The sequence below is a fragment of the Porphyromonas gulae DSM 15663 genome, assembly GCF_000378065.1.
GTDB lineage: Bacteria > Bacteroidota > Bacteroidia > Bacteroidales > Porphyromonadaceae > Porphyromonas > Porphyromonas gulae.
Genome location: NZ_KB899162.1, coordinates 1 through 12,766, shown reverse-complemented (window position 1 = coordinate 12,766; position 12,766 = coordinate 1). Strand labels below are relative to the sequence as shown.

The 12,766-nt window shown below is 49.2% G+C and carries 10 protein-coding genes and 1 pseudogene; 10 read left to right on the top strand and 1 reads right to left on the bottom strand.

Annotated features, from left to right (window positions below):
* Positions 1-12: 12 nt before the first annotated feature.
* Together F452_RS0105970 and F452_RS0105965 are read left to right on the top strand one after the other, a co-directional pair.
* The gene (locus F452_RS0105970) at positions 13-1,428 is read left to right on the top strand and encodes an MBL fold metallo-hydrolase (RefSeq protein ID WP_018965318.1); all 1,416 of its coding nucleotides are present in this window, start codon (positions 13-15) and stop codon (positions 1,426-1,428) included.
* Positions 1,401-1,787: a rhodanese-like domain-containing protein gene (locus tag F452_RS0105965; protein WP_026292239.1), complete on the top strand. Its 387-nt coding sequence runs from the start codon at positions 1,401-1,403 to the stop codon at positions 1,785-1,787. The genes F452_RS0105970 and F452_RS0105965 overlap by 28 nt, the downstream gene beginning before the upstream one ends.
* Positions 1,788-2,341: 554 nt before the next feature.
* Here the strand turns inward: F452_RS0105965 and F452_RS0105960 are convergent.
* A pseudogene (locus F452_RS0105960) lies at positions 2,342-2,506 on the bottom strand (transposase family protein); the annotation flags it as partial.
* 364 nt (positions 2,507-2,870) lie between these two features.
* On the opposite strand from F452_RS0105960, the gene gltX reads away from it, so the two are divergent.
* The 8 genes from gltX (at position 2,871) to gcvT (ending at position 12,376) form a co-directional block, all read left to right on the top strand.
* Positions 2,871-4,394 (top strand): glutamate--tRNA ligase, encoded by a 1,524-nt coding sequence (gene gltX, locus F452_RS0105950; protein WP_018965314.1) that lies wholly within the window; start codon positions 2,871-2,873, stop codon positions 4,392-4,394.
* Between the two features lie 26 nt (positions 4,395-4,420).
* Positions 4,421-5,659, top strand: coding sequence for a 3-deoxy-D-manno-octulosonic acid transferase (locus F452_RS0105945; RefSeq protein WP_018965313.1), 1,239 nt, complete (start codon positions 4,421-4,423; stop codon positions 5,657-5,659).
* An 82-nt stretch (positions 5,660-5,741) separates the two neighbouring features.
* Positions 5,742-7,697: an LTA synthase family protein gene (locus F452_RS0105940; protein WP_026292237.1), complete on the top strand. Its 1,956-nt coding sequence runs from the start codon at positions 5,742-5,744 to the stop codon at positions 7,695-7,697.
* Positions 7,698-7,812: 115 nt separating this feature from the next.
* The gene (gene rfbA / locus F452_RS0105935) at positions 7,813-8,682 is read left to right on the top strand and encodes a glucose-1-phosphate thymidylyltransferase RfbA (RefSeq protein WP_018965311.1); all 870 of its coding nucleotides are present in this window, start codon (positions 7,813-7,815) and stop codon (positions 8,680-8,682) included.
* A gap of 14 nt (positions 8,683-8,696) precedes the next feature.
* The gene (gene rfbC, locus F452_RS0105930; protein WP_018965310.1) at positions 8,697-9,287 is read left to right on the top strand and encodes a dTDP-4-dehydrorhamnose 3,5-epimerase; all 591 of its coding nucleotides are present in this window, start codon (positions 8,697-8,699) and stop codon (positions 9,285-9,287) included.
* Complete coding sequence (gene rfbD / locus F452_RS0105925; RefSeq protein ID WP_018965309.1) at positions 9,284-10,141, top strand: dTDP-4-dehydrorhamnose reductase; 858 nt, start codon at positions 9,284-9,286, stop codon at positions 10,139-10,141. The genes rfbC and rfbD overlap by 4 nt, the downstream gene beginning before the upstream one ends.
* 6 nt (positions 10,142-10,147) lie before the next feature.
* Entirely contained in the window at positions 10,148-11,212 is a 1,065-nt protein-coding gene (gene rfbB, locus F452_RS0105920) for a dTDP-glucose 4,6-dehydratase (RefSeq protein WP_018965308.1), read from the top strand.
* 75 nt (positions 11,213-11,287) lie between these two features.
* The gene (gene gcvT, locus F452_RS0105915) at positions 11,288-12,376 is read left to right on the top strand and encodes a glycine cleavage system aminomethyltransferase GcvT (RefSeq protein ID WP_026292236.1); all 1,089 of its coding nucleotides are present in this window, start codon (positions 11,288-11,290) and stop codon (positions 12,374-12,376) included.
* Positions 12,377-12,766 lie beyond the last annotated feature (390 nt).

Genomic DNA, 12,766 nt, shown 5'->3' with positions numbered 1-12,766 from the left:
CACTCGACAAATATGAAAGTAGAACAGATTTACACGGGCTGCTTAGCCCAGGGCGCATACTACATCACTTCGATGGGAGAGGCTGCCATCATCGACCCACTGCGTGAGATCACGCCCTACCTCGAACGCCTCAAGCGCGACGGGGTAAAGCTCAAATACATATTGGAGACGCATTTCCATGCCGACTTTGTGAGCGGACACCTCGATCTGAGCCGTGCCACAGGTGCCCCCATTGTTTATGGACCTACGGCTAAGCCCGGATTCGATGCGATAGTGGCTGAGGATAATCAGATCTTCGAGTTGGGCAATGTAAGGATCCGAGTGCTTCATACACCCGGACATACGATGGAAAGCTCTTGCTTCCTGCTTATCGACGAAAACGGACGCGAGACGGCTCTCTTCAGTGGCGACACGCTCTTCCTCGGAGATGTCGGCCGTCCTGACCTGGCGCAGAAAGCTGCGAACTTGACACAGGAAGAGCTGGCCGGCCTGCTCTATGATAGTCTCTACACCAAGATCCTCCCTTTGTCGGACGACATCATCGTATATCCGGCTCACGGTGCAGGATCGGCCTGCGGCAAGAATATGATGCAGGAGACAGTGGACAGCCTTGGCAACCAAAAGCGAGTCAATTATGCTCTTAATCAGCCGAACAGAGAGGCATTTATAGCATCTGTGATAGAGGGCTTGTTGCCACCGCCGGCTTATTTCGGTGGCAATGTGGCTATGAACAAGATGGGATATGACAGCATCGACAACGTGATGGAGCGCGGACTCTCAGCCCTCTCAGCCGCAGACTTCGAAGCGATAGCCGAAACGTCCGATGCTCTGGTACTGGATACGAGAGCTCCCGGCGTGTTCGCCCAAGGCTTCATTCCTCGTTCGATCAACATCGGTCTGGATGGGGACTTTGCCCCTTGGGTCGGTACGATGATCGTAGACGTGAAGCAACCTCTGTTGCTCGTGGCAGATCCCGGACGTGAGCAGGAAGTGATCACAAGGCTCAGTCGTGTGGGATTCGATCAGGTATTGGGCTATTTGGATGGCGGATTCGACACATGGAAAACCTCGGGCAAAGAGATCGACCATGTAGAACGCATCACGGCCGACGAATTTGCCGAACGATTCCGCTCCGAAGAGAGCCTCGTATTCGATGTACGCAAGGAGAGCGAATATGCAGCAGAGCACGTGGAAGGAGCTTATAGCCGTCCGCTCGCCTATATCAATGACTGGATACAAGATATTCCCCGAGACCGACACTTCTATCTGCACTGTATAGGCGGATACCGCAGTATGATCGCTTCCAGTATCCTACTCTCGCGAGGTTATCGTAATTTCACGGACATCGAAGGCGGATTCGCAAGCATTGCGCAGACCGGTGTTCCCAAAACGGACTATGTATGTCAAAGCAAAATATCAAAAAAGTAATATCGTCTTCCTTAACCATCATTATTGCAATTGTCATGTTAGGATTACTGAAAAATCTATTCTCGCAGCCTGACGATAAGGCTCTGACCGAGGCTATTCGCAACGGTGCCTTTCTGGTCGATGTACGTACGCCGGGTGAATTTGCTTCGGGCAGTGTATCCGGAGCCGTGAATATTCCGCTGGACCGGATAGCATCTCGCCTGGATGAACTCAAGAATAAGAAGACCATCATCGTCTTCTGTCGCAGCGGCAACAGAAGCAGCCAGGCCAAGAGCATTCTCGAGCAGAACGGCTTCTCCAATGTCCTCAATGGAGGTACCTGGGGGCATGTAGCCTCCCTGAAAGGCGATCAGCGATAACGAAGTCTGAGAAAGACTTCGACCGTTACAACTCTTTACTCTATTAAGAAGGATTGGTTTTTGAATTTTTGTCTTTCCGAAGACAAGAATATCATCACAAAACCAATCCTTCTTTTTCACATCATATAAATGTATCCTATTCTCTCTTTTGCTCTACTGTTTATAGGACGCAAAAGGTCTCAAAATCCGATATTACCGCTTTCTATACCCTATAAATCACATCCAAAGCAGGGCAATCGCAGTACAATCCTTCAAATGCGATAGCCCTCTGTCGAAGAGGCCGGTCTCTTCGGGGAATTTTCTGTAGTCTGTGTTGCTCTCTTACTATTGGAAATTACAATCACGGGTTTCTTTCTATTATAAGAAATGAGTCCTGATCTTCCCAAATAAGGGGGAAAATGAATTTTGAAGACGCAAAACAGGGAAAACTTCTAAGATTGTTTTCATTTCACCTTAATTGGCCATAATATACTGGTAATTAGCATGTTGTAATGAGCACCGTAGACCTACGCTGGTCTCCAGCATCGTGCAGGAAGGCATCGTACGCTTACGATCGTAAGTGTTTCGTACCGGCTTTTCAACTCTTCTTCGTATTCCTCGGCATAATCTTCAATCTCGTACCAAGAGGTGTCACCTGAGAGCGTAGAGAGGAAAACGATCAGGAGTAAAAAGTCGAGAGGATAAACTTCTTTGCTCTCTATCCGTGGATCCGAGACCATAAAGAGACCTTCCAAATAGAGACTGAATACATGACTGACGGCTCATTCAACGACTATAAAATTTATAGAACGCTGTTTTGAATGCCTCTGCCCTGACATCCAAAGTGATGTCCTTTTCGAGATCAGCCTTTTCCTAATATCTTTTCGATTTTTTTCTCCGGGTGTAAACGACATGAATTGCACCAATGGATACGGACATGTCGATGAGATCGAATAGATTCGATTATCTCATTTTTTTCGATATGTATTTGAATTTGCTTTGCTATTGGACGGTCTGAGACCCTTTTTTAGGCTTTTTCAGCGAAAAAACTACCGAGATAAATGCTACTTTTGTGGCATTATACAAATGAAAAATTACCCAATAATGGATACAACCAACAGACGTGTACGCGTACGTTTCGCTCCGAGTCCTACCGGGCCGTTGCATATAGGAGGGGTACGTACGGCCCTATACAACTATCTCTTCGCTCGCCAGCATGGAGGTGATATGATCCTGCGCATCGAGGATACGGACAGCAATAGATTCGTGCCCGGTGCCGAGGCATATATAATAGAGGCATTGGAATGGCTCGGCATCAAATTCGACGAAGGCGTAGGCTATGGAGGCCAATATGGCCCATACAGGCAGAGCGAAAGGCGCGATATTTATCGTGTATATGTTCGCCAACTATTGGATTCGGGACGGGCATATATCGCCTTCGATACGCCGGAGGAGCTGGAAGCTCGGCGAGCCGAGATACCCAACTTCCAATACGATGCCGCTACTCGTGGACAGATGCGCAACTCTCTGACACTGCCTGCCGAAGAAGTGGAGCGTCTCGTATCGGAGGGGACGCAGTACGTGGTTCGTTTCCTCGTGGAGCCGAATGTGGACGTAGAAGTGAACGACCTGATTCGCGGACGAGTGGTGATCAACTCTTCCATCCTCGACGACAAGGTGCTGTATAAAAGTGCCGACGACCTGCCCACCTACCATCTGGCCAATATCGTGGACGACCATCTGATGGAAGTGAGTCATGTGATACGTGGTGAGGAGTGGTTGCCCAGTGCACCGCTTCATGTCCTGCTCTATCGTGCTTTCGGTTGGGAAGACACGATGCCGAGATTTGCCCATTTGGCACTGCTGCTGAAGCCCGAAGGAAACGGTAAGCTGAGCAAACGCGATGGCGATCGTTTGGGATTTCCCGTATTTCCGCTGGAGTGGAAAGATCCCCAAACGGGAGATATATCCAAAGGCTATCGTGAAAGCGGCTACCTGCCTGAAGCGGTGGTAAACTTCCTCGCGCTTCTGGGTTGGAATCCGGGCAATGATCAGGATGTCATGAGTATGGACGAATTGATCCGACTGTTCGACATCGAAAAGTGCAGCAAAGCCGGAGCCAAGTTCGACTACGAGAAAGGGCGTTGGTTCAATCACCAATATATCCAGCGAAAGGACGATACGGACTTGGCCGAACTCTTCCGCCCCATCCTTCGCGAACATGGAGTAGAGGCTACCGATGAGAAAACGGCTCATGTAATCTCCCTCGTCAAGGAGCGTGTAAACTTTATCGGAGAGCTATGGGAGCAAGCCGGATTCTTCTTCACCGCACCGCTATCCTATGATGAAAAAACAGTGAAGAAACGCTGGAAAGAAGATACGGCCAAGCAGTTGGGCGAACTTGCCGAATTGCTGGACTCTCACCCATCGTTTGAAGCCGAAGCAACCGAACCGACTGTAAAGAACTGGATCGAGACCAATGGCTATCACCTCGGCAATATCATGAACGCCACTCGGTTGGCACTCGTGGGCGAGAGCAAGGGCCCTCATATCTTCGACATTATGGAAGTGCTCGGGCGTGAAGAGACCGTTGGACGCATACGCCGTGCCATTGAAGTCTTAGGCTGAGAGCAATAATTCTTTTTTCGAGATATATGCGATTCCTTTTCAGCCTGATCGGATTGGTCTATTCCTCGCTGATCAAACTTGCCGTTCCGTTCAATCCCAAAGCTCGTATGATGGTTCGTGGGCGGTGGAAGGTGTGGCGTCGGCTACGTGAGGGCATAGTACCGGGTGGGCGTTATATATGGTTCCATGCAGCTTCTTTGGGGGAGTTCGAGCAGGGGAGACCGATGATAGAACGCATCCGAAGCGAATATCCGGACTATAGGATCGTGCTTACCTTCTTCAGCCCTTCGGGATACGAGGTGCGTAAGAATTACGAAGGTGCCGATGTGATCGTGTATCTGCCGGCGGATCGTTTGGCTCGCGTGCGTAAGTTTCTGGATTTGGTCAAGCCTGAGATGGCTATTTTCATCAAATACGACTTCTGGCCTTGCTTCCTGACAGAATTGGAGCGCAGGCAGATACCTACCTATCTGGTTTCATCCATCTTCCGACCGTCACAGCTGTTTTTCCGCTGGTATGGAGGAGCATACAAGCGTTTGTTACACTGCTTTACGCACATTTTTGTTCAGGACGAGGCTTCGCGCCTGCTACTTGAAAAGCATGGGATAGACCATGTATCCGTAGCGGGAGATACGCGCTTCGACAGGGTGATCTCCGTATATGAAGCTCGCAAATCGCTTCCGCTGATAGAGCGTTTTGCTGCTTCCGTACCGGAAGGCGGTTTGGTCATTGTGGGCGGTAGCAGTTGGCCTCCCGACGAAGAGATACTCGTACGCTACTTCAATCGCAATCCCAAGATCAAGCTCATACTGGCACCGCACGAAATCGACAAGGAACATTTGCTACAGATCATATCGCACATACGACGGCCTTTCATACGACTTTCGGAAGCTACGGAAAGCGATATTGCCCGGCAGGATTGTCTGATCGTAGACAGCTTCGGTCTCCTATCCTCCATTTATCGCTACGGTCAGGTAGCTTTTATCGGAGGAGGATTCGGCAAGGGCATTCACAATACACCCGAGGCCGCAGTCTATGGCATACCGGTTATTTTCGGGCCACGATACGAGAAGTTCAAGGAAGCCCGTGAGTTGATAGATGTCGGCGGAGGCTTCTCCATATCATCGGCAGAGGAGTTTGGCTCCCTGATCGAGCGACTGCAAACGGACAAGACCTATAGGGATGCCGCATCCCACGCAGCAGCAGACTATATCAGATCCAATGCCGGTGCAACGGAATACATCGTGCACCGAATCATGAAATAGACTCAATCGAGGGATATGTGACCGAAATCATTCGTTACCCTCGCCTCCTGCCTCCACCCGAATAGAACACACACAAAGAGATATGAATATTTGTAAGCGGACGATACGAACGAACAGCTGGTGGGCTTTTGCCTATCGTATGGCATTGGCTTATTTCTTTTTCGGTATTGCCCGTGGACTGTTCTACTTCTTCAACTATCGCTTTTTTGCCGACATGACTGCCGAGCAGGTATGGCGTGCATGGATGGGGGGACTTAGGTTCGACACGGCTTCCGTTTTGTATTTGAATGCCCTTTTCATCCTGTTGAGCTTTCTACCATTCCGATTTCGTACCAAACGCTCCTATCGAATCCTGACTGACTGGGCCTTTTTCGTGCCAAATGCTTTGGGACTGGCGGCAGGTCTGGCCGATTGTATTTACTATCCATACACTTTGAAGCGAACGTCCTCGACGGTTTTCTCCGAATTCAGCCATGAGGGCGGAGGGCTGATATGGCATCTTCTTCTGAATTACTGGTATATGAGCCTGCTGGCCATAGTCCTCGTTACTGCTATGGTATGGTTGTATCATCGGGTCAAACCGGTACGCACCTATGCCGAAGAAAAAGGCGGCCTGCATTATTATACGGCCCACGCAGTGGCTCTCGTTGCTGCTATCGCATTTATCGTATGGGGCATACGTGGAGGCAGCTTTGCGAAGTCGTGGCGTCCTATGACAATGAGCTATGCCAATCTGTCGGTGGACAAGGTGGAACACAGGGCTTTGGTACTGAATACACCCTACAGCATCATTCGTACCATTGGCAAACAAGGGTTGGAGGAAAAGCGTTTTTATGCCTCCGAAAAGGAATTGGAGCAAGTATTCAACCCCATTCATCATTTGGCGATGGATACGACAGCTCGTTTCGGTCAGTTGCGTGGACGCAACGTGATGGTAATAATCATCGAAAGCTTTGCCCGCCAATACGTGGGACGGCTGAATCAAGACATTCCCGATTACAAAGGATATACACCCTGCTTCGACTCGATTTCACAAAAGGGATACCTGTTCGAACAAGCTTTTGCCAACGGGCGTAAGAGTATCGATGCCATGCCATCCATATTGAGTTCGTTGCCTTCTCTTCGCTCACACTTCATTACGTCTCACTATTCGGGCAATGAGATTGAAGGATTGGGGACGGCTCTTGGGCATATCGGTTATCAATCCATTTTCTTGCATGGTGCACCAAACGGATCAATGGGCTTCGATGCTTTTGTCAAACAAGCCGGTTACAAACGTTATTTCGGCAAGACGGAGTATGCCCATGATGAAGATTTCGATGGTGTATGGGGTATCTGGGACGAGCCGTTCTTGTTGCAAGCCGTGGACCAACTCAATCATATGCAGCAGCCTTTCGTGGGTACGCTGTTCACACTTTCCAGCCATGAGCCTTTCCGTATTCCAAGCCATTACGAAGGCCGTTTTCCCAACGAGGGCGAACCACTGGTACAGTGCATCGGATATACGGATCATGCCTTGGGAGAGTTTTTCCGGAAAGCAAGCCGGCAACCCTGGTTTGAAAATACGCTCTTCGTTATCACAGCCGATCATGCTTCCGGAGATCTCCGTCCTGAATACAGAAGTGCTGTCGGACGTTATGCCGTACCCATCTTATTCTATGCTCCGGGATCTGATTTGATAGGATTTGACAGGACTACTACCGTACAGCAAGCCGATATTCTTCCGACAGTGCTAAGCCTTTTGGGTTATTCTACTCCTGTTCTGGCTTTCGGGAATAACATGTTTAGCCGACAAGCCCCGCATTTTGCTATTACCGATTATGACGGTACGCTTCAACTATTAGGGGATGGCTTCGTCCTTCAGCACGATGGCAATCGTCCTCTTGCCTTGTACGACTATCTTAATGATAAAGAACTTCACACAAATCTGATCAAAACGCAAACTGCACGGGCTGACAGTATGACACGCCGAATAGAAGCAGTGATCCAGTCTTTCAATCACCGAATGAATACAAACAGGCTTGTTGCCGATAAATAACGAATAAAATTCATAGAGTAAGAAGAGAGCGATGTAAATAGATCAGGCTATTGCTGCAATCCTATTTGCCATTTGATCGTAATAAAGTTATTTTTGTCCCGCAAATCGATTTGCTATGAAAGGAATAATCCTTGCCGGAGGATCCGGCACTCGTCTATATCCGATAACTCGGGGTGTAAGCAAACAGCTTCTGCCCGTTTATGACAAGCCGATGATTTACTACCCGCTTTCTACGCTTATGCTTGCGGGTATTCGGGATGTCCTGATCATTTCCACACCACAGGACCTGCCCATGTTCCAACGGCTTTTGGGTGATGGCAGTGATCTCGGTGTTCGCTTGGAGTATGCAGTGCAACCCTCCCCCGATGGATTGGCACAGGCTTTCATCATCGGACGCAAGTTTGTAGGAGACGATTGTGCCTGTCTCGTCTTAGGAGATAATATATTCTACGGGCATGGCTTCAGCCAGATGCTTCGGTCGGCAGTTGCCGATGCAGAAAAGGGCATGGCCACCATTTTCGGCTATTATGTGAATGATCCTGAGCGATATGGTGTAGCAGAAGTGGACGCTACCGGCAAGGTCATCAGTCTGGAGGAAAAACCGAAAAAGCCGAAAAGCAACTACGCAGTGGTGGGACTTTACTTCTATCCCAATGATGTACTGGATGTAGCAGCAGATGTCAAACCATCAGCACGGGGCGAACTGGAAATAACCTCAGTCAATCAGGAGTTCATGCTTCGCAATCAGCTCCGCCTCCAACAGCTGGGGCGTGGTTTTGCCTGGCTGGATACAGGCACGCACGAATCACTGACAGATGCTTCCGCATTTGTCTCTGTCATAGAGAAACGCCAAGGCTTGAAGATCGCCTGTTTGGAGGAGATTGCTTACAATAATGGCTGGCTCACCAAAGAAGATCTGGCTCGTGTGGCTGAACCGATGAAACAGAATCAATACGGAAAGTATCTGCTTGGACTGATCAAATAGAGAGTTCCCCATCCATGAACTTCACCCCCACCGAAATACCCGAAGTTGTTATCCTTGAGCCCCGATTGTTCCGTGACGATCGAGGCTATTTCTTCGAATCATTCAGTCGGCAAGAGATAGAAACGGGTATTCGTCCCATTAATTTTGTACAAGACAACGAATCGGCATCCCGCTATGGAGTACTGAGAGGGCTTCACTTCCAGAAACCTCCTCATGCTCAGAGCAAGCTGGTGCGAGTAGTACGTGGGTGTGTGATTGACTATGCCGTGGATATTCGCTTCGGATCGCCTACTTTCGGCAAATATGTAGCCGTGGAGCTTTCCGATACAAACTTCAGGCAGCTCTTTATCCCACGCGGATTTGCTCACGGCTTTGTCGTGCTAAGCGACGAGGTCGTATTCCAGTACAAATGCGACAACTACTATGCTCCGCAAAGCGAAGGAGCCATTGCTTGGAACGATCCCTGCTTAGGCATTGACTGGAGAATCCCTGCAGAGGACATTGTCCTCTCTGCCAAAGATCAGGCTAATCCCTCGTGGGCAGAACTGACATCGAGCGAGGATTTCCGGAATCTCTTCCCCTACAATCAAGACTTATACGAATGAACCGAATACTGGTAACCGGAGCCGATGGTCAGTTGGGTAGTGAACTTCGGTTGTTGGCTTCGGCTGACAGCCGTTTTGTTTTCACCGATTTAGCGGAACTGGATATTAGAGATAGAGATGCTGTCTTACGCTTTATGGAGGAATATAGCATCGGGATCATTATCAACTGTGCCGCATATACAGCTGTGGACAAAGCCGAAGACAATGAAGTCTCTGCCGAGAAAGTCAATCACCAAGCCGTGGCTCATCTGGCAGCTGCTGCTGCGAAGTATGATGCCCTGCTGATACATATTTCTACGGATTATGTATTTGATGGTATGGCGAATATCCCCTATAGGGAAGACATTCCGACGGCTCCTCTCGGTGCGTATGGTCGTACCAAGCTAAAAGGAGAACAGGCTGTGTTGGCAGCCGACTGCCGATACATGATACTGCGCACATCGTGGCTGTACTCATCGTACGGCAATAATTTCGTGAAAACGATGCTTCGGCTGACAGCAGAACGCGATACATTAAATGTAGTCTTCGATCAGGTTGGTACTCCTACCTATGCTGCGGACTTGGCTGCTTTCATACACCGTCTGGCTATAGGACAACTGCCCGTTAAGACGGGGCTATATCACTTTAGCAACGAAGGCGTATGTTCGTGGTTCGACCTTGCAGTGGCCATCGCCCGAATTAGTGGTCATACAGCATGCCGGATCAGCCCCTGCCATAGCGATGAATATCCGACGAGAGTAAGAAGGCCGCATTATTCCGTCTTGGATAAGACACTTATTAAAAACACTTTCGACATCAGCATTCCTCACTGGCAGGATTCTTTGGCTGCGTGTCTGAATCTGCTAAAACATTGAAGAACGATGAACTTCCGACGTCATATTCTCATCACCGGCGGTGCCGGTTTTATCGGATCGCATGTGGTACGACTCATGGTCAATGCTTATCCTGATTATGAGATCATCAATCTCGATACGCTGACATATGCCGGCAATCTGGCCAATCTCAAGGATGTAGAGTCCGAGAAGAACTATCGCTTCGTCAAAGCGGATGTTTGTGATGCCAATACGCTGAAGAAAATCTTTGCTTATTATGCCATTGACGGAGTCATTCATCTGGCGGCCGAAAGTCATGTGGATCGGTCTATAAAGGATCCTTTAGCTTTTGCCCGTACCAACGTAATGGGGACACTGACGCTCCTGCAAGCAGCTAAAGAGGCTTGGCATGGGGAATACGAAGGCAAGCGTTTCTATCACATATCGACCGATGAGGTATACGGGGCATTGGCTTTCGACGGTACGCTATTTACGGAAGAAACCAAATACGACCCACACTCTCCCTATTCGGCCAGCAAGGCTTCCGGCGACCATTTTGTCCGGGCTTATCACGACACTTTCGGTCTGCCGATAGTGATCTCCAACTGCTCGAACAACTATGGGCCCTATCAATTTCCGGAGAAACTCATTCCCCTCTTCATTAACAATATCCGGCACAACAAGCCTCTACCCGTCTATGGCAAAGGGGAGAACGTCCGCGACTGGCTCTATGTCGAAGACCATGCTCGTGCCATCGATCTGATATTCCATCGGGGCAAGAATGGCGACACCTACAATATCGGTGGCTTCAACGAATGGAAGAACATCGATCTTATCAAGGTCATGATCCGCGTGGTGGATCGTCTTTTGGGCAGAGAGGAAGGCTCTTCGGAGAAGCTGATCACCTACGTAACGGACAGGGCCGGACACGATCTGCGCTATGCCATCGACTCGACTAAGCTGAAAAACGAACTGGGCTGGGAACCCTCTCTCCAATTCGAAGAAGGCATCGAGAAAACCGTCCGCTGGTATCTTCACAATCAAGACTGGCTGGATCGGGTTACCAGTGGCGACTACCTCCGATACTACGACGAGATGTACTCCGAACGATAGTGCTTTTTGGCTAAATTTGTCATCGTTTCCGAACCAATCAACTAAACAAATCACAATTAACAAGGAATCAAAAAAATGAAGACAACTCCCTTTACCGATGTGCACATTGCATTAGGAGCAAAGATGCACGAGTTTGCGGGCTACAATATGCCTATCGAATACAGCGGCATCATAGATGAGCACATGAATGTAGTCAATAATGTAGGCGTATTCGACGTATCGCACATGGGCGAATTTTGGGTAAAAGGCCCGAATGCCCTCCGCTTCTTACAGAAAGTATCCAGCAACGATGCCTCCAAACTGGCAGTCGGCCAAGTTCAATATTGCTGCTTCCCCAATAACGATGGTGGTATAGTAGACGACTTCCTCCTGTATCGCTACGAAGAGGAAAAATATATGATGGTACCCAACGCTGCCAACATTGCCAAGGACTGGGCTTGGTGCCAGCAGCAGAATACGATGGGAGCCATACTGGAAAATGCATCGGACAACATCGCCCAACTTGCGGTACAAGGTCCGAAAGCAACGGAAGTAATGCAACGTCTCACGGACATCGACCTGAGCGAAATCACCTACTATACGTTCAAAGTAGGCACATTCGCCGGATGTCCCGATGTGATTATCTCGGCTACGGGCTATACCGGAGCAGGCGGTTTCGAACTCTATTTCTATCCCCGATACGCACAAAAGATATGGGATGCCCTCTTTGAAGCCGGCAAGCCCGAAGGCATCAAACCGGCCGGACTCGGTGCTCGCGATACGCTTCGTCTGGAGATGGGCTTCTGTCTCTATGGCAATGATATATGCGACACCACCTCTCCCATAGAGGCCGGGCTGGGCTGGATCACGAAGTTCACCGACGACAAAATGGATATGCCGAGCCGTAAGATCATGGAAGAGCAAAAAGCAGGAGGCCTGAAGCGTAAGCTCGTTGCCTTCGAACTCAAAGACAAGGGTATTCCCCGCCAGCACTACGAAATTGCCAATGCCGAAGGACAGATCATCGGAGAGGTTACCTCCGGAACGATGTCTCCTTACCTCAAGAAAGGTATCGGTATGGGCTATGTGGCTACGGAGTTCAGCAAAGTCGGCACAGAGCTTGGCATTGTAGTACGTGGTCGTCAGCTCAAGGCCGAGATCGTGAAACCCCCGTTCCGCAAATAATCGGGGCATTGTCACGTCCTGTAAAAGCATTACAGGTTCTCTTAGGGCAACAATAGTTTTTTTCTAATCCATCAGCAAGGTCGGCTTTGCTGATGGATTTGTTTTTATAAGGCCTTTGAAAAATAATGAGATGGATGAAAGAGGTATTCTTCGCATAAAAGGAGGGAAGAATTTGGATGGAAGCAGGCGTAAAAGGGCTTGTAAATCACCCTTGTGGAGCTACATGCATGAGCTCCGGAAGGGTAATTGAGTCCATTGCACAATGCAAGGATTATATGACTATGTTCTTTCAAGTCATTTTTGCCTATTGAGGCAGTGTTTCTCAGCGGTGGTATTCTTCTTCCCCCTTACCCCGACCTTGTGGGTTATTTCCCACAGGGTCGGGGATTT

Bases quoted from the DNA above. Each gene is read 5' to 3' on its own strand.
- rfbD (WP_018965309.1), top strand. From the start codon at position 9,284: ATGAACCGAATACTGGTAACCGGAGCCGATGGTCAGTTGGGTAGTGAA.
- F452_RS0105945 (WP_018965313.1), top strand. From the start codon at position 4,421: ATGCGATTCCTTTTCAGCCTGATCGGATTGGTCTATTCCTCGCTGATC.
- F452_RS0105940 (WP_026292237.1), top strand. From the start codon at position 5,742: ATGAATATTTGTAAGCGGACGATACGAACGAACAGCTGGTGGGCTTTT.
- gltX (WP_018965314.1), top strand. From the start codon at position 2,871: ATGGATACAACCAACAGACGTGTACGCGTACGTTTCGCTCCGAGTCCT.
- rfbA (WP_018965311.1), top strand. From the start codon at position 7,813: ATGAAAGGAATAATCCTTGCCGGAGGATCCGGCACTCGTCTATATCCG.
- rfbB (WP_018965308.1), top strand. From the start codon at position 10,148: ATGAACTTCCGACGTCATATTCTCATCACCGGCGGTGCCGGTTTTATC.
- F452_RS0105965 (WP_026292239.1), top strand. From the start codon at position 1,401: ATGTCAAAGCAAAATATCAAAAAAGTAATATCGTCTTCCTTAACCATC.
- rfbC (WP_018965310.1), top strand. From the start codon at position 8,697: ATGAACTTCACCCCCACCGAAATACCCGAAGTTGTTATCCTTGAGCCC.
- F452_RS0105970 (WP_018965318.1), top strand. From the start codon at position 13: ATGAAAGTAGAACAGATTTACACGGGCTGCTTAGCCCAGGGCGCATAC.
- gcvT (WP_026292236.1), top strand. From the start codon at position 11,288: ATGAAGACAACTCCCTTTACCGATGTGCACATTGCATTAGGAGCAAAG.